Genomic DNA, 15,985 nt, shown 5'->3' on the forward strand with positions numbered 1-15,985 from the left:
TTATCATATCATGACATTTCGTTTAGTGCAAGTATATTTTTTATGTATTTCAGATATCAGACCAACATGCCGCTTTACGACACCACTGATGAATGAAAATTATACGTACCTTATTTTCAGGGCAGAAGGAATATATCTAAGAGTGTCAAAAATAAAACTAATAATCCTAATCTTATGAAGGTGATTTCGCATGGATCTTTTTACAATGTTGGCCGAAAATAAAATACGTGAAGCAATGGAAAAAGGAGAATTAAATAACCTTCCTGGTAGTGGTCAACCATTGGAGCTGGATGATATGTCTCACATACCCGAAGACCTTCGGGCTGGTTACCGATTGCTTAAAAATGCCGGTGTAATTCCAGAAGAAATGGAACTAAAAAAAGAAATTATATCATTACAAAAACTTATCGATTATTGCTATGATGAAAAGGATAGGACCCATTTAATCAAAAAACTAAATGAAAAAATACTTCGGTTCAATATACTAATGGAAAAAAGGAAAGTTGTATCGCCTGCTCTGAGTTTCTATAAAGAGAAAATCTATGCAAGGTTCCAAGGTTACTAACACAAAGCATTGCAACACCCTCCCGAGTCTCAATCCCTCTATCTTTAACTTCTTGCACACGCCAAGCCAGATCCTAACTGATTCTTTTTCACCATCCCTATTTTGTAGTGAATTTTTTAGTTTGTTAATTGAATGAATTGCATAATTGCTAAATCCAGAAAAACGTGAATCCAAGAGTACAAAATAGCTTAATTTTTTATAGAGCCTCGGGAGTTAATGGGGATAATTGCTTGAGCATTGAAGTCGTTCATTACTACAGAGTAGATGTCTTTACTGTCATAGCCCATATCCATGGTAGATACAAGTAACTTCACCTCTCTGGTTGGTTATTTGTTGGTACTTATATCTTTTACCAGAACAGGGGTGAAGTCCTTTTTTTACCCTTCAGAAACCGCTAAAATATTGGACTCAGAAATATGCAATTTACTCAATTAAGCAGAAGATTATCAATAGAGGAAACATGGGCTACAGCCCATGGAATAACAGATTGGTTCTTCTGATTCAAGATACAATTTATAAAAATATGCTAAATATTGCGTTAATTAAAGGAAACTCATAAAATATGGTGAACTAGATTTAAAAAAGAACAACGGGGGAAATTAAGTGCTGGCTATAATTGATAGTGTGGCTTTACTTGGTTTAGATGGCCAACGAGTTCGAGTAGAGGTAGATGTTTCCAATGGTCTGCCTTGTCTAGATATCGTCGGATTACCTGATGCTGCCGTTCGGGAGGCAAAGGACCGAGTTCGATCTGCCATAAAAAACTCCGGCATGGATTATCCCATTCAAAGAATAACCGTAAACTTAGCACCAGCTGACCTTCGTAAGGAAGGCCCAGTATTTGATCTGCCCATTGCTGTAGGAATTTTAGCAGCTACTGAACAAATTAATTCCGAGTTTACGCTGGGGATACTCTTTTTAGGTGAGTTATCCCTAGATGGTTCTTTACGTGGTGTGCACGGGGTATTGCCCTTGGTTATGGCAGCCAGAGACTTAGGGTTAAAAAGGGTGGTTGTTCCCTTGGCAAATGCAGCAGAAGCAGCTTTAGTACAGGATGTAGAAGTATTTGGAATAAAAAATCTGGCAGAATTAGCTGTGGCGCTAAAGGGAGAAACAGAATTAAAACCTTACTTAGTTGAAGAGTTACCCACGGGTGTTTTACATGAAGAAGGATTGGATTTTGCTGATGTACGAGGACAGGCGGTAGCCAAGCGGGCAATGGAGGTGTCCGCTGCAGGGGGCCACAATATTCTTATGCTTGGTAGTCCGGGCTGTGGCAAGACAATGTTGGCCAGAAGACTGCCCTCTATTCTACCGGATCTTACCTTTGAGGAATCTTTGGAGGTCACAAAGGTTTATAGTCTGGCTGGACGCCTATCTTCCGAAAACCCCCTAATAAAAAAACGACCTTTTCGGGCTCCTCATCACACCAGCTCAACTGCCAGCTTGGTTGGCGGTGGGCGAGTCCCCAAACCCGGAGAGATTAGTCTTGCTCATTATGGCATACTTTTTATGGATGAACTTCCAGAATTCCACAAGGATAGCTTAGAGGCACTTAGACAACCTTTGGAAGATGGATGTATCAGTGTTTCAAGAGTAGCTGCTAGCTTTACGTTCCCTGCTAAAATTATGCTGGTGGGAGCGGCTAACCCTTGTCCCTGTGGATATCAGTTAGATAAAGAGAAAGAATGCACTTGTACACCACACCAGATTCAAAAATATATCAATAGAATATCTGGGCCTCTATTAGATCGGATTGATATTCACCTGGAAGTACCCAAAGTTTCTTATGAAGAATTAAACAATGCTCCCCCAGGAGAAGAATCTTACTCTATAAAATTAAGGGTAGAAAATGCCCGAGCCATTCAAAGGGATCGTTTTAAAAATACATCAATAACTTGTAATGCATCTATGGGGGCAAGGGAAGTGCGACGCTTTTGTAAGCCAGATTTGCCTGGGGCAATGCTGTTACAAGAAGCTTTTAAAAAACTGGGATTAAGTGCCCGGTCCCATGATCGTATTTTAAAAGTAGCCAGAACCATTGCTGATTTAGCCGGGAGTGAGATTATAGGAACCAAGCATCTGGCAGAGGCTATACAGTACCGAAGCTTGGATCGTTTATTGAGGGGTTAAAGATAGGTTTTATTACTAACTCCTAATATCCGTCCAACCAAGATACCAATGCCTCGTTTAGCTGGGCCAGGGTGGCGATATTCCCCTTTTGAATCTGCACATAGGCTTCTGGCTTGAAACTGGTATCAATGAAGCGGAAAAACCGTTCAATTTTGCCCCGCCCCGTTATCCACATAAAGTTTTTCAGGCACACCATGCCGCAGGATGGCTTTCTTTAGGGAATCTTCTAACCGGGGCAATTTCTCGTCCCAGTAGAACTCGGCGTGAACACACATACGGCTGTAGTTGCCAATCTATGGACAGGTTTTGTGGGATGAATTTAGCTTACCGCCACCGCAAATGAACGCTTCCTCCGGTAAAGCCATGAAAGCATAGAGCCTCCAGCTATCTCGGGAAAGGCAGATAAATCGATAGATAGGAATATGAGACTGGCCCTCCGGAGTATAAGCATATCTGTAATATGTACCATGCCGATGTAACATTACTTGAATTAAGCAGTGGGGACATACCCTGGGGCGAAATTTTTCGGGGCAGCCATCAGAAAATAACTGAAGATAGGTCTCGACAGTTAAGTATTCTTCTATTAAAATCATTATGTGTTGATTTTGGGAAGAGGGAACTGGCTGGCTGGCCACATAGTTCCCTCTTCTTATTTATTTCCTCCTGATTGATTGGCATGTGCCATTAGTTTGCACACGATAATCATTATCCAGGATAACCGCCATTCATGGCAAGAAAAAAGCGTCACTTTACCGACATGTAAAGTTAGCGCCGACAATATAGACATTCTTTAATAGCCCTTTGAGAAGGTCAATGATGTGCCCTTAACTAACTGGAAAGATGGAACATATGTAATTCGCATGGGCATGCAGAATGTCCGACATTTTTTATAAGACCTAAAAGGGATACAAGTTAGAGAGATGGATAGCATTCCTTTTACTCTTAAAAAATTATGGACAATATGTTCAAAAGTTAGAGGTAAAATTATGAAGGACTTGCTTTTCAAAAATGAACTTATTCCCTAGGCCACAATATACCTCCTAAACTTAATCTAATGCCTCTGTATATTAAGATATATCAAAATATAAAAGGGGATAGCAGGTCTGAACGAATCAAACGCCTCTCCTACTTCTCAACCATTTTATAAGATGTTGTTTTATAAAATGATATAGATTAATATAATTTATTTGTTAATTTTCTTTTGAAAGGGCGGAACAAATTTGAGGGAAATAATAAAGTTAGATAAAGAAACCAGGCAGTATATGATATCAGAAATTAAAACTTATTTTTTAATCGAACGAGACGAAGATTTAGGAGATTTAGCTTCAGGCCTTATTTTAGATTTCTTTATAGAAAAATTGGCATCTGAATTTTATAATCAAGGTGTTTATGATTCATACAGCTATATGAGTGACAAAATCGTAGACTTATTAGAAATTCAGAAATCTAATAACATATCCCCAAAGCGCTAAAGATATTTTCTACCTTTATTTTACTTATTCTTCCGTGAATATTCATCCTAATTTGGTAATATACTAAAATTCCCGGGACATACCTTATTTCTGGAAACCAGTTAAGTGGGGCCATAACTGGTGGCGGATTTTAGGCCCCATCTTCAAACTCGCCTATGTCATTAACGCCCCAGGAGGTGGCTTAAAATCCCTATAATGGCACAACACACAATATCCCGATCTGAACCAAAAGACTATTTTAAGAATTTAAAGGAGTCATTTCCGCTTACACCGATCCACTCCATAGAGACGATCCCTGTGATAACTTAAAAATTGTAAAGGGACCGACATATTCAAAATATCTGTCCCTTTACATAAGGATCTATTGCTTACCCTTAGCTACTGTCCACCCATCGGACTATGACCGCATATTGTCCCTAGACTAGTTTGTTAGGTTATCTGCCAATAGTTTTAATTCTTTGGACATCAGCACAACATCATGTATAGATGCAGCAATTTCCTCTACGGAAGCAGATTGTTCCTCTGACACTGCCGCTATCTGATGCGTCTGTCCACTTAGTTCCTGAATAGCAGACCTGATTAAATTGAGTGTATCGGAAATCTCTTTAACTGACCCGGTTGTACGGCCAGCCAACTTTCTTATTTCCTCCGCAACCACATTAAACCCTCTTCCCTGCTCCCCAGCCCTGGCAGCCTCAATGGCTGCATTTAAGCCAAGGAGATGGGTTTGAGCTGCAACGTCTTTAATTAGATTCAGAACCACATCTGTTTTTTGTACATTTTCATTGATTGCATCAGCTTGTCCCGATAAATTACTGGCAGTTGCAGCCAATTGCTGAGAGGCAGCCGAAAGATTGGTTGTGGTTTGACTTATTGTATCCATGGATGTTTCTAATTTTTTTGCATCTTCAAGTAACGCTTCCTGTGTAGTAGTAGGCTGGCCAACGGAGATAGTACCAACCACTTGGTTATTTCCATCAAAGATAGGAGAACCCATGCCGATGTATGGTACACCGTACAGATGGCTACCCACCTTTCTTATAACTCTTCTCTTACTATGTAATATTTGCTCTGTAATACTGCCCTGCCTAATGGGGTCACCTATTTTAATTCCTAAATCTAGTGAAGAACCAGACTCATAGTAGACAAATTTCTCATTGTCACTCACAACAACCACTACCTCTGGACCTAAAAGATTTTTGAAGCTCTTTGCTGTATTAATGATTTCTTGCCAATCCTGTCCGTACATAGCCCCATCTCCCCTGTAAAAAATAAAACATACCCTCACTGCTTGGTGTAATTATGCTGCCTGGCTATCATTGCAAATGCATTAGACCCATGGCTTTGCGTCCCTACCTTTCAAGATTTACCCATTTTTGAAGTGAAATTCCCAGTAGCATATTCTACAATATTCTACATTTTTCTACAAAATCCTACTATTTGTTTTATGATCTTTATAATATAGTTTTATTTAGAGGAGCTATCAGAAGTAAATTTAACAAAAACGTGACATTCTTGTGACCAGTTTGTAAAAATATATTGGTATATTTATATTAATAAAGAAACTAGGAGGTGTTATGTTTGAAAAAAGTATTGGGTATGGTAGTATTACTGGCAATGGTGGCAATGTTTGTGGTACCTGCCTTTGCAGATGAAGCTACCGACAACCAAGCACAGGCATGGTTTAATCAAATGTTTCAAAACAAAAAAGCCTGGGTAGACCAAGCTGTAAAGGATGGGCGTCTGACCACGGAACAGGGTAAACTTTACAATGAACATTTTGATCAAATGTACAAGTTCCACCAAGAAAATGGTTATACCTGTCCCATGGGTGGCCCTGGTGGCGGTATGGGATACGGTAGAGGTTTTGGATCTGGAATGGGTAATGGACCCGGTTATAATGCACAACAATAATTAAGTCAATTAAACCCCAGGGTAACCTGGGGTTTAATTGACTTAAGGAATACCCGAAAAATTAATCTAAAAATTTTAAGGTGGCATTAGTAATATGGTTAATTATTTGTTGATCCTTCAATATTTTTACAAAATCATCTTTTTCAATAACTAAATATGGTTTGATGCTTCCTTTATCATGAAGTATTTCTGGTGCCAGAACCCCATTTTTAACATCAACCATCGAGAAACCGGCTAGATGCAGTGTATAATTTTCTACTGCAACACCTTTATCTGTGACATGGATCCCCAGCCTATAATTCATCACAGATAGTTGACCTTTTAAAATTCCAAAAATAAACGGGTGCTTTTGTGTAACAGAATCAATAAGCTTGTTATGAAGGGCTACCAACCTCTCCTTAACAAAAAGATTAAAATCTTCCAATGAACCCCCCCCTTACACAATACTGTTCTATTATATTTAACTAGAGTAGTTCATATGAAAGACACATGGAAGTAACCCCTCGACAAATTATTATTTTGGAGGCTGCTTTAGTAGACCTCTCAGGGCCTCAATAATAGAATTGTCATTTTTATCTATCATTGATTTAACGGTATTCCTAAGCTTTTTGGTTTTGGCCAATTGCTCCGCAGCACTACTTGCTTCCTTCAGCATCCCAACAATTTCTTCCGACGTTTTCACCTGTTTTGTTTTCTTCACATGCTCCCCTCCTTCTACCCATGAATTCGGTATATAAAGGACTAACTTTAGAACTTTAAAATAGGATGAAAAAAGCCCCAAAGACCCCGTCAGTTAATCTAAATCTTGGTCATACAATAACTCCATGCATAGGCTAGACAGAAGAATTAATCCGTTCTTTTTAACAAAAAATCTTCGACACTCAAAACCTTCAATGTAACCTGACCAGCTTGCATATAGCCTATTTACCTCTGCCTTATCTATATCATTGATATCATTCAAAGGTATTTCCCTTTCATACTTAGCAGCCAGATAATGGGCTATATTTTCCTGAGCCATTTCCTTCTCAATTACCCCAATGTCCTCTACATAACCTTTATCAATTAATCCATTTAGATATATTCCAAAACTCTTTAGTGTTCCTTTTATGTTCATATTTTCAACCCCTTCCACCGCATACTTCGGCAAAAAGGGAAACTTCCCCTTCACACAAATTACGACATATAGCAAATGATTGTTCTATTTTAAAACAGGTTTTTATGTGTAGCTCCCTTACTGAGCATTTTTATTATTAAGGAGCCTATAGTATTCATTGAGCACTTTATTCAACTCTTGACTGGCTTTAATCACTTCAGGATCTGTTAATGTCTTGCTACCTCCGGTACTATGTAACTTTTGCCTGAGTTCATTAATTAATTTAAGAATTTCCTCTTTATCCTTTGGCACTTTCATCCCTCCAAGCTTTTTCTTAGTTTATCCAAGCTGCTTTTAAAATACAAAAATCTCTAGTTTCCAATTTTTTAATTTTTTTCAACTAAAGGTTTGATGATTTAGCTTACAGAAATAAAAAACATATTATACTTCATTTTAAAAGAATCAACACCATATTGGAGGCTATAAAACAGAAAGGATGTGTTCAAATTGAATTATCAAAATCGACTACAACAATTAACTGAGCTAATAAAAAAAGCAGGAAAAACCATAGCCTTAACCGGAGCCGGCATCAGTACCGAAAGTGGCATCCCCGATTTTCGAAGTAAAAATACTGGACTTTGGAATCAATATGATCCTCAGGAAGTGGCTAGCATTCAGGCCCTCAAAAAAAATCCGGAATCATTTTATGCCCTTAACTTTCAATGGTGGGATGTTTGTTTGAAGGCAAAACCTAATAACGCCCATTTCGCCCTAGCTAGGCTTGAAAAAATGGGGTGGCTTCTGGGTGTTATTACCCAAAATATTGATGGACTGCATCAGCATGCTGGATCAAAGAGGGTTTGGGAAGTGCATGGGAATTTAAAGGGATGTTCCTGCCTATCCTGTAAAAAACAATTTGATATGGGTCAACTGCATAAACAGCTTCGATGTCCTTTCTGTGGTGGACTATTGCGTCCCGATGTAGTTTTATTTGGTGACGCCATGCCCGAGGATTTTTTTATGGCTGAAAAGGTTATGTCCGGTTGTCAGTTACTACTGGTGATTGGTAGCAGCCTGCAGGTATATCCAGTGGCAAGCCTACCCCAACTATCCAGTAAAACTGTTATCATTAACAAGGAACCCACTACCTGGGACAAACATTCCGACGTGGTCTTTCATGAACCGGCCAGCCAAGTACTCTGCGATCTTGTAGATTCTTTAAACAATCTACAAGGACCCTTTTATACAGGGGGTGATAAAACTATCCACAAGATCTAGTCAACAAATACTAAAAGAATTTCAAATGATACCAGATATTGGTAAATCAATAGCTAAGGATCTTTTTGATATGGGATATCGATCTATCGACGAGCTTAAAAACAATAATCCAGAAAGAATGTATGACAAACTCTGCTTAGTAAAAAGAACTAAAGTTGATAGGTGTATGCTTTATGTATTCCGCTGTGCTACTTATTATGCAACCTTTGAAATTCATGCCCCAGAGCTTCTGAAATGGTGGAACTGGAAAGACTGACAATTTAAGATAATCGGTTGTTATGGTACAAGTAATATGTTACCATAGGCAATAAACTTACCAGCAGAGGTGAAAAAAATTGCCAAAAGAGCATCCTAGTATTTCGAAATCACTGAGAACTACAGGTATACTATTTATTATTATCAGCTTCTTTGTATACCAAAAGGTAGAATTCGGGTTACTGGGGATTGGTTTCTTTGTCCTAGGTACAATGCAGTTTAAGTGGCCAAAGAAATAATGAAGAAGAAAGAAAGAAAGGAGGACAATTATGGGTGGCGGACCAAATTTAACCTATCATCGCTCTGATACTCCCCCTGCTTGTTATCAGGAGGTTCGTTTTGGTACTCGTGGGACTGCCTGCTTACGTTTTGGTTGTACCCCTGCCTGTGTTGCTTGTTCCTACTCCCGTGCCAAAAATACTCCAGCCTGTTATGAAAGCCTGCCAGGGTTTCCGGAGGATTGTATTTCACCCTACTTTATTCCAGAATGCAAAATTTTTTGTAAATTTGCGCAATCTAATTAGTTACGGATTTTTTACAAGGCATTCTTGATATGTTTTATTTCTTGAACACTACCCTCTTTATTAAAATAGACCCCAATTACATCAAAGCGGCAAGAAATCTTGGCAAACTCGGATTTGGTCAATAAAAATTGCTGGGCCAGCATTCTGAGTTTGTTTTGTTTTCTGTAATTCACACTCTCTTCAGGGACACCAAAGGCCCTCCCAGAACGGGAACGAACTTCTAAGAAAACCAACATACCTACAGGATCCCAAGCAATAATATCCAGTTCCCCAATTTTACAACGATAATTTCTTTCCATTATATTATATCCTAGATTTTGAATGTATTTACAGGCTTCTTCCTCTCCCTTATTCCCCAGGGCCTTACGCTGAATACTCATGTTTCACTTCCCCTCTCTCTTTTCTATAGTAAAATTTTTATACTTTTCTATATCTAAAAAAGCTCTATGTAGACTTATGATTTGAGGTCTACATAGAGCAACAACTTAGCTAACAAACAGACAACTTTATTTACTAAAAAACTATTTTAACAGGAAGGATTGAGCAGCCATATTAGCAACTTCCGCCAATGGACCCGGGTAAATTCCTAAAATAATGGTAGCTACCATCGTAATTACCAGGGTTATGGTTGCAGCACCTCCCACATGAATAGGAGCCGATTCCTTAGGTTCATCCCTAAACATCACTAGGGCAACTCTTAAGTAATAATATACCGACACCATACTCATAATTAGACCCAAATATACAAGCCACATATGGTTCTCGACCACTGTTTTGAAAAGGTAGAATTTGCCCACAAAGCCAGCCAAGGGTGGAATCCCAGCCATGGATAGGAGACAGATCAGCATCACACTGGCTGCCAGAGGAGCCCTTTGGATGAGACCTGCATAATCTCTAATTTCATCACTGTTGGTTTGATTACTAACGATAGCCACTACCGTAAAAGCACCGATGGTCGCAAAAACATAGAGAAAAGCATAAAACATAACACCCTTAATACCTGCTTCCGTGGCAGATACCAATCCAACCATTATATAGCCTGCCTGAGCAATACTGGAGTAAGCAAGCATCCTTTTAATATTAGTTTGCGGAATGGCCACAAGGTTGCCAATCAACATGCTTAGTGCAGCCAGGACTGCCACCAGTAAAGTCCACTGCTCTTGTATACCGCCAAAGCCGCCCGCAAATAACCTTAGTAAAACCGCAAAGGAAGCTGCCTTAGAACCGACGGCCAGAAAAGAGGTAACCGGGGTGGGAGCGCCTTCATAAACATCCGGCGACCACATATGAAAGGGAACAGCCGATATTTTAAAGCCCAGTCCGGCCACCAACATAACCACCCCCACAATCAACAGGGGTGTACTTCCTTTGTCAGCAATTTCTCGGGCCACTTCACCAATGAGGATCGTTCCTGTGGCACCATAGACCAAGCTTAGGCCGTAAAGCAATACCGCCGATGATAGGCCAGCCAACAGAATATACTTCATCCCTGCCTCTAAGGATTTCGCCTCAAAGGATCGAAAGGCCACCAGAATAACAAATGAAATGGTCATTAATTCAAGTCCAAGATACAGCGTAATAAAGTCACCGGCTGAAGCCATAACCACCATACCAAGGGTAGTAAAAATAACCGTAGAATAATATTCAAATTGATTCCCAACCTGTTTGTCTATATATCGGAAGGAACCTAAGACAACTAGGATAGCAGAGATTAGACACAATATTTTAAAAAAGGTAGCATATTGGTCTACCAAATACATACCGTCTAACAGGACTCCTTGGTTGGACCAATTAATGATGGTGATTCCTAGTACCAGTAACAGCCCCAGCAGTGCAAAACTTCCTAATCCTCTACGGGAATGGGAGGGAACCAATAGCCCCAATACAAATGTGGCTAAACCAAGTATAAACAAAGCCAGTTCAGTGGTTATTAAGGCAAAATTAAATTCCATTTTTATCTCCCCCCTAACTGCAGGGCTTCATTAATATGTGCCAGAATAGGCGCTACCCCGCTATTCACCATATCAAACAGCAGTGAGGGAAGTATTCCTCCAATGACCAGAACGCTACCCAGTACAACCAGCGGTACCAGTTCAGCTCCCCGAATGTCTTTAATATGGTTGTATTCTTCTCTGGCAGGTCCAAAGAGAGTGTTGGCACCGGCCCGTAGTACATACAACGCTGTTATAATAATTCCGGCAATGGCCACCACTGCCAGTAAACCAAAGCTCTTGAAGGATTGTACAAAAATTACAAACTCGGGCACGAAACTAATTAACCCCGGTAAACCCAAGGAAGCCAAGGCTGCCATCATAAAACCTACGGACAGCCGAGGTGCCTGATGGGATATCCCCCCTAGATCTGGAATCCAACGGGTATGGGTCTTTTCATAAATAAATCCAATCATAGAGAAGAACAAAGCTGCCATCACACCATGGGCAAACATATTCGCCACAGCCCCGTTAACCCCAATCACTTGTAGGGAAGCTACCCCCAGTAGTACATATCCCATGTGAGACACAGAGGAATAACCGACCACATATTTAAGATCTTTTTGGGCCAGTGCTCCCATTGCGGCATAGGCAACACCAATCACACCCAAAACTGCAATATAGGGAGCCCAAAATTTAGCACCCAAGGGCAGTACAAAAACAGCAAACCGAATCAGACCGTATCCCCCAATTTTCTTTAATACCCCTGCGTGAATCATAGAAACTGCAGTAGGGGCACCAGCATAGCCATCCGGTGACCAGGAATGGAAGGGCCACATGGAGAGCAGTGATCCAAATCCGATTAGCATTAATGCAAACATATAGATTTGGAACTGTTCCGGAAAGGCAACCTGTGCCAGTGCTTCAAAGCTCATATTGGGTACACCGGTTATGGCTACAGACTTTACAAAGGTAGCAATAACCCCTACCAGCAGGAAGGCAGATCCAATTAACAAATAAATGGTCAGCTTCATACCGGCATATTCTTTGGTAACTCTTTTTGAGCTCCCCCAGATGATAACCATAATGTAAATAGGAATAACCACTACTTCATAGAACAGCAAGAAGATAAACAAGTCTTGGGCTATAAAGGTTCCCATAACACCAGCAATTAAAATAAGTAAATAAATCATCAGTTCCTTGGCCCTTAGTGTTACATTCCAAGATGCAAACACGGCTGAAAAACCGATTAGATTGGTCAGCAGCAGCATCGGTAAACTCAAGCCGTCCACTGCCATATAATAGGACACCCCAAGGTCTCGAATCCACGGAATGGGTCCGCCGAAATCTACCCATTGTAGGCCTCCCAAGGTTTGGTCGTACCCAAAATAAACGTACAAGCTGAGGAGCAACGCAGTTCCTGTACCAGCGGCAGCTACCCATTTACAAAGCTTTTCTTCTTCCTTTGGGATAAACATAATAACAAAGGCAGCCAGCATAGGAGAAAGCAAGGTTATAGTTAGTACCGGGATACTCATGATTTAACACCTCCCATGATACCGGCTGAGGTGGAATCTCCGAAGGCCAGCACCACAGTTATTACCAGCAACCCGAGGAAGAAAAACAAGGCGTAGGTCTGCATTTTACCAGTTTGAAAATATCTAAAACCCTGCCCGGACACCCTAGTAAATTTAGCCAGTCCGTTAACAACACCATCCACGAAGTAAATATCAAACCAATACAGCACTTTAGCCCCGGCATCCACAACTTTTCTAGTGAACCACTGGTAAAGTTCATCGATATAATATTTATTGTAAGAAAGGTTGTAGATGGCCTGGTACTTCTCTGCCAATTGCTTAGCCCTTTGTTTTTCCTCATCCTTCAAGTAGAGCATATAAGCCAAACCTATGCCTGCTACAGCAATAACCACTGATAACAGCATTAACCCGTAGGCTGGTTCCCCATGATGGGGCTGTCCAAAATGAATCCACTCACCCCAGAGGTTTGCCCATGGTGTACCAACCAGACCTCCTACGGTGGCAAAGCCTGCCAGTACCATCAGCGGAAAAGTCATGTTTAAGGGAGACTCATGGGGGTGATTTTCCGGTTTTTCTTGACCAAAGAAGGCCAAGAATATCATGCGCCACATATAAAAGGCTGTAAGAAAGGCCGTAAAGGCTGCCATAAAGAATAGAACATATCCAAAGCCATGTCCGTGGTTGGCATATTGCAGCGTTACGGCAAGGATTTCGTCTTTGGACCAAAATCCTGCAAAGGGAGGGATACCTGCAATGGCTAACCCCCCTATCACAAAGGTCCAACCCGTGATGGGCATCTTTTTAATCAATCCACCCATCTTCCAAACATCAGCCTTATCATGTAAAGCGTGTAATACTGAACCTGCCGCCAAGAACATCAATGCCTTAAAGAAGGCATGGGTCCAGAGGTGGAACATACTGGCTGAAAGACTCCCGACCCCTAAGGCCAGCATCATGTAGCCCAACTGGGATACGGTGGAGTAGGCCAGGATACGCTTTATTTCTCTTTGCGTAATGGCGATGGTGGCAGCAAATAGGGCTGTAAAGGCCCCTGTAAAGGCCACAACCTCCATGGCTCCTGGAACTTCAGCAAAGAGGAAGAGTGTTCTCCCTACCAAATAAACCCCTGCAACCACCATGGTAGCAGCGTGAATCAAGGCTGATACAGGTGTTGGTCCTTCCATTGCATCCGGCAACCATACGTGCAATGGGAACTGACCGGACTTACCAATGGGACCGATAAATACCAATATTGCAATAAGAGTCAGCAAACCAATGGAGATGCCTAATTGTTCATAGTTGGGAACCCTCTGGGCCAACTCGGTTAAATCCAAGGTGCCAAAGAGAATCTGTAAAAAAAGCAAACCCAAAAGCATACCAAAGTCACCAATTCGGGTGGTCATAAAGGCCTTTTTGGCTGCCTCCCGGGCAGAAATTTTAAAGGTATAAAAACCAATCAGCAGATAAGAACAAAGACCTACCAGTTCCCACATCACAAACATTTGTAACAAATTGCTGGAAATAACTAATCCCAACATAGAGGCTGCAAAGAGTGACATGTAAGAGAAAAATACTGAGTACTGAGGGTCTCCCTCCATGTAGCCCGTGGAATATATCTGAATCAGAGTTGCCACCAAAGAAACCATGAAAAGCATCATGGCAGAGGTGGGATCCAGCATTACCCCAACCTTTACCGTAAACTCTTCCATACCAAACCATCTCAGAGAATAAACCAACGGCTCTTCAATAAAGTGTGGATTGGTAAATACTCCGTAAGCAATGGCTGCAGCCAAAACAAAAGAAGATGCCATTGCTAAAACAGAAATCGATGAGCTTAGTTTTGGTAAGGGCCTGGTAAGAAAGACAATAATGGCAAAGGCCATTGCAGGTAACAAAGGTACCAGCCAAGCATGACCCAAAGCAAATTCAACCATCTGTTAACACCTACCTTCCAACCCGTGTCCTACCATTTCATCAGATCAAAGTCATCCAAGTTTACCGAATGCCTATTTCTAAAGATGGCAATGACAATTGCTAATCCTAGGCCCACTTCAGCAGCGGCAACGGTAATGACAAAAATAGCAAATATCTGTCCGATGAAAGCCTCCGGGGTAAGAAATTTATTTATAGCCACCAAGTTAATATTAACTGCAGAAAGCATTAATTCTATAGAAATGAGTACAGCAATGGCATTCTTCTTTGAGATGGCACCAAAGGCACCTATGGCAAAAAGTGCTGCACTCAGTCCAATAAAATATGAGGGATTAAGACCTGTCCCCATTTGCCTTCACCTCCTTGACCAATACCAGGGCACCTGTAAGGGCAACAGTCAACAGAACAGCCGCCACTTCAAAGGGAATCACATAATCAGTTAACAGGATCGGTGCCAAGCCTTGCACAGTTTTTTCTGGCACCGCTTCCCCACTGAGGGTCCACCGGGTCCTAGCCATTAGTAAACCAATAGAAATAAAGAGGCCACCTATCAATGGAAAAGCAATTTTATAACGGCTGTTCATTGGGTTAGAGTTTTCCATATCCTGTCTTTGGACCAACATAACACCAAAGGCAATCATGATACAAACTGCACCCGCATAAACCAGCACTTGCACCATTGCAACAAAATCTGCATTAAGCAAAAGAAATATTCCCGCTACCCCAATAAAAGTAACAATTAACCAAAGAACACTGTGTACCAAGTTTTTTAAGGTTACCACCAGCAGGGCAGAACCCAGGACCAACCCGCTCAGCAGGACAAAGGCTATCATCACATTGGTATCCTCCATTACATCCCCTCCTTGCCTGTTCCTTCGGGATTTTCCTTCGCTTCCTCCCTAGCTTTAGCTGCTTCAGCCGCAGCCTTTTCCGCCGCCGCCCTTCTAAGTTCTTCTTTTTTCTTTTCAACCTGCTCCGGTGAAACAAATTGAATCTTAATATCTGGGCGGTTATATTGGGTTAACTCAAAGTCATCCGAAAATTTAATTGCATCCTTCGGACAAGCCTCTTGACACATACCACAAAACATACAGTACTGCTGGTCAAAATCGTATCTGGTCACCACTTTCTTTTTATCCACTGTATCTGTTTCCAGTTTTATAACATTATTGGGACAAGCGTTCACACACTGGTTACAGGCAATGCACTTATCATAAAAAAACTGTGGCCTGCCGAAAAATCTCTCTGGGATTGGCAATCGCACCTCGGGGTATTGCACCGTTACCTTTGGTTTAAAAAAATGCTTAATCGTCACTCCCAGACCCTTTATTAGACCCTTGCCATGCAATG

At 41.1% G+C, this 15,985-nt stretch carries 22 protein-coding genes and 1 riboswitch; of the genes, 7 read left to right on the forward strand and 15 right to left on the reverse strand.

The genetic code is table 11. The features are described from left to right. Positions 1-190 precede the first annotated feature (190 nt). The gene (locus tag DRED_RS10785; protein ID WP_011878345.1) at positions 191-565 is read left to right on the forward strand and encodes a DnaJ family domain-containing protein; all 375 of its coding nucleotides are present in this window, start codon (positions 191-193) and stop codon (positions 563-565) included. A gap of 188 nt (positions 566-753) precedes the next feature. Here the strand turns inward: DRED_RS10785 and DRED_RS19585 are convergent, their stop codons facing one another. After that, positions 754-879 carry a hypothetical protein gene (locus DRED_RS19585; RefSeq protein ID WP_274376890.1) on the reverse strand — a complete coding sequence of 42 codons (126 nt, stop codon included), beginning with the start codon at positions 877-879 and terminating at the stop codon, positions 754-756. Between the two features lie 289 nt (positions 880-1,168). Between DRED_RS19585 and DRED_RS10790 the strand changes: the two genes are divergently transcribed. Further along, positions 1,169-2,698: a YifB family Mg chelatase-like AAA ATPase gene (locus tag DRED_RS10790; RefSeq protein WP_011878346.1), complete on the forward strand. Its 1,530-nt coding sequence runs from the start codon at positions 1,169-1,171 to the stop codon at positions 2,696-2,698. Between the two features lie 22 nt (positions 2,699-2,720). Here the strand turns inward: DRED_RS10790 and DRED_RS19080 are convergent, their stop codons facing one another. Together DRED_RS19080 and DRED_RS10795 are read right to left on the reverse strand one after the other, a co-directional pair. After that, positions 2,721-2,894: a hypothetical protein gene (locus tag DRED_RS19080; protein ID WP_198006892.1), complete on the reverse strand. Its 174-nt coding sequence runs from the start codon at positions 2,892-2,894 to the stop codon at positions 2,721-2,723. A 97-nt stretch (positions 2,895-2,991) separates the two neighbouring features. Next, positions 2,992-3,333, reverse strand: a complete 342-nt coding sequence (locus DRED_RS10795) for a hypothetical protein (RefSeq protein WP_011878348.1) — start codon at positions 3,331-3,333, stop codon at positions 2,992-2,994. 585 nt (positions 3,334-3,918) lie between these two features. Between DRED_RS10795 and DRED_RS10800 the strand changes: the two genes are divergently transcribed. Further along, complete coding sequence (locus DRED_RS10800; RefSeq protein ID WP_011878349.1) at positions 3,919-4,170, forward strand: DUF2164 domain-containing protein; 252 nt, start codon at positions 3,919-3,921, stop codon at positions 4,168-4,170. A 421-nt stretch (positions 4,171-4,591) separates the two neighbouring features. Here the strand turns inward: DRED_RS10800 and DRED_RS19590 are convergent, their stop codons facing one another. Next, complete coding sequence (locus tag DRED_RS19590; protein WP_011878350.1) at positions 4,592-5,419, reverse strand: methyl-accepting chemotaxis protein; 828 nt, start codon at positions 5,417-5,419, stop codon at positions 4,592-4,594. 51 nt (positions 5,420-5,470) lie between these two features. Further along, a riboswitch (cyclic di-GMP riboswitch) is annotated at positions 5,471-5,551 on the reverse strand. Between the two features lie 191 nt (positions 5,552-5,742). Here DRED_RS19590 and DRED_RS10810 point away from each other — a divergent pair. Further along, a complete protein-coding gene (locus tag DRED_RS10810) occupies positions 5,743-6,084 on the forward strand; it encodes a DUF2680 domain-containing protein (protein ID WP_337998920.1) in 342 nt (113 codons plus the stop codon). Positions 6,085-6,145: 61 nt separating this feature from the next. Here the strand turns inward: DRED_RS10810 and DRED_RS10815 are convergent, their stop codons facing one another. From DRED_RS10815 to DRED_RS18325, 4 genes are all read right to left on the reverse strand, one after another. Further along, positions 6,146-6,508: a hypothetical protein gene (locus DRED_RS10815; RefSeq protein WP_011878352.1), complete on the reverse strand. Its 363-nt coding sequence runs from the start codon at positions 6,506-6,508 to the stop codon at positions 6,146-6,148. Between the two features lie 90 nt (positions 6,509-6,598). Further along, positions 6,599-6,784, reverse strand: coding sequence for a hypothetical protein (locus DRED_RS10820; protein ID WP_041274591.1), 186 nt, complete (start codon positions 6,782-6,784; stop codon positions 6,599-6,601). A gap of 93 nt (positions 6,785-6,877) precedes the next feature. Continuing rightward, complete coding sequence (locus DRED_RS10825) at positions 6,878-7,216, reverse strand: hypothetical protein (RefSeq protein ID WP_156779645.1); 339 nt, start codon at positions 7,214-7,216, stop codon at positions 6,878-6,880. Between the two features lie 99 nt (positions 7,217-7,315). Next, complete coding sequence (locus tag DRED_RS18325; RefSeq protein ID WP_238442506.1) at positions 7,316-7,489, reverse strand: aspartyl-phosphate phosphatase Spo0E family protein; 174 nt, start codon at positions 7,487-7,489, stop codon at positions 7,316-7,318. A 195-nt stretch (positions 7,490-7,684) separates the two neighbouring features. Between DRED_RS18325 and DRED_RS10830 the strand changes: the two genes are divergently transcribed. From DRED_RS10830 to DRED_RS10840, 3 genes are all read left to right on the forward strand, one after another. Next, complete coding sequence (locus DRED_RS10830) at positions 7,685-8,455, forward strand: SIR2 family NAD-dependent protein deacylase (protein ID WP_011878355.1); 771 nt, start codon at positions 7,685-7,687, stop codon at positions 8,453-8,455. Further along, a complete protein-coding gene (locus tag DRED_RS19785; protein WP_011878356.1) occupies positions 8,430-8,711 on the forward strand; it encodes a helix-hairpin-helix domain-containing protein in 282 nt (93 codons plus the stop codon). The genes DRED_RS10830 and DRED_RS19785 overlap by 26 nt, the downstream gene beginning before the upstream one ends. Positions 8,712-8,979: 268 nt before the next feature. Then, the gene (locus tag DRED_RS10840) at positions 8,980-9,234 is read left to right on the forward strand and encodes a hypothetical protein (RefSeq protein WP_011878357.1); all 255 of its coding nucleotides are present in this window, start codon (positions 8,980-8,982) and stop codon (positions 9,232-9,234) included. Between the two features lie 11 nt (positions 9,235-9,245). On the opposite strand, the gene DRED_RS10845 is transcribed toward DRED_RS10840, so the two are convergent. The 7 genes from DRED_RS10845 to DRED_RS10875 form a co-directional block, all read right to left on the reverse strand. After that, entirely contained in the window at positions 9,246-9,614 is a 369-nt protein-coding gene (locus DRED_RS10845) for a YraN family protein (protein ID WP_011878358.1), read from the reverse strand. A gap of 141 nt (positions 9,615-9,755) precedes the next feature. Beyond that, positions 9,756-11,186 (reverse strand): NADH-quinone oxidoreductase subunit N, encoded by a 1,431-nt coding sequence (locus DRED_RS10850; RefSeq protein WP_011878359.1) that lies wholly within the window; start codon positions 11,184-11,186, stop codon positions 9,756-9,758. Between the two features lie 2 nt (positions 11,187-11,188). After that, on the reverse strand, positions 11,189-12,703 hold the full coding sequence (locus DRED_RS10855; RefSeq protein ID WP_011878360.1) for a complex I subunit 4 family protein: 1,515 nt from the start codon (positions 12,701-12,703) through the stop codon (positions 11,189-11,191). Next, positions 12,700-14,637 (reverse strand): NADH-quinone oxidoreductase subunit L, encoded by a 1,938-nt coding sequence (gene nuoL / locus DRED_RS10860; protein WP_011878361.1) that lies wholly within the window; start codon positions 14,635-14,637, stop codon positions 12,700-12,702. The genes DRED_RS10855 and nuoL overlap by 4 nt, the downstream gene beginning before the upstream one ends. 29 nt (positions 14,638-14,666) lie before the next feature. Further along, positions 14,667-14,984 carry an NADH-quinone oxidoreductase subunit NuoK gene (gene nuoK, locus DRED_RS10865; RefSeq protein ID WP_011878362.1) on the reverse strand — a complete coding sequence of 106 codons (318 nt, stop codon included), beginning with the start codon at positions 14,982-14,984 and terminating at the stop codon, positions 14,667-14,669. Further along, complete coding sequence (locus DRED_RS10870; RefSeq protein WP_011878363.1) at positions 14,968-15,486, reverse strand: NADH-quinone oxidoreductase subunit J family protein; 519 nt, start codon at positions 15,484-15,486, stop codon at positions 14,968-14,970. Before DRED_RS10870 ends, nuoK begins: the two co-directional genes overlap by 17 nt. Continuing rightward, a complete protein-coding gene (locus tag DRED_RS10875; protein ID WP_011878364.1) occupies positions 15,486-15,983 on the reverse strand; it encodes a NuoI/complex I 23 kDa subunit family protein in 498 nt (165 codons plus the stop codon). Before DRED_RS10875 ends, DRED_RS10870 begins: the two co-directional genes overlap by 1 nt. Positions 15,984-15,985 lie beyond the last annotated feature (2 nt).

The sequence above is a fragment of the Desulforamulus reducens MI-1 genome (genome assembly GCF_000016165.1).
In the GTDB taxonomy this organism is placed as follows: Bacteria; Bacillota; Desulfotomaculia; order Desulfotomaculales; family Desulfotomaculaceae; genus Desulfotomaculum; species Desulfotomaculum reducens.

Bases quoted from the DNA above. Each gene is read 5' to 3' on its own strand.
- DRED_RS10785 (WP_011878345.1), top strand. From the start codon at position 191: ATGGATCTTTTTACAATGTTGGCCGAAAATAAAATACGTGAAGCAATG.
- DRED_RS19080 (WP_198006892.1), bottom strand. From the start codon at position 2,894: ATGGTGTGCCTGAAAAACTTTATGTGGATAACGGGGCGGGGCAAAATT.
- DRED_RS19590 (WP_011878350.1), bottom strand. From the start codon at position 5,419: ATGTACGGACAGGATTGGCAAGAAATCATTAATACAGCAAAGAGCTTC.
- DRED_RS10840 (WP_011878357.1), top strand. From the start codon at position 8,980: ATGGGTGGCGGACCAAATTTAACCTATCATCGCTCTGATACTCCCCCT.
- DRED_RS10845 (WP_011878358.1), bottom strand. From the start codon at position 9,614: ATGAGTATTCAGCGTAAGGCCCTGGGGAATAAGGGAGAGGAAGAAGCC.
- DRED_RS10850 (WP_011878359.1), bottom strand. From the start codon at position 11,186: ATGGAATTTAATTTTGCCTTAATAACCACTGAACTGGCTTTGTTTATA.
- DRED_RS10855 (WP_011878360.1), bottom strand. From the start codon at position 12,703: ATGAGTATCCCGGTACTAACTATAACCTTGCTTTCTCCTATGCTGGCT.
- nuoL (WP_011878361.1), bottom strand. From the start codon at position 14,637: ATGGTTGAATTTGCTTTGGGTCATGCTTGGCTGGTACCTTTGTTACCT.
- nuoK (WP_011878362.1), bottom strand. From the start codon at position 14,984: ATGGGGACAGGTCTTAATCCCTCATATTTTATTGGACTGAGTGCAGCA.
- DRED_RS10870 (WP_011878363.1), bottom strand. From the start codon at position 15,486: ATGGAGGATACCAATGTGATGATAGCCTTTGTCCTGCTGAGCGGGTTG.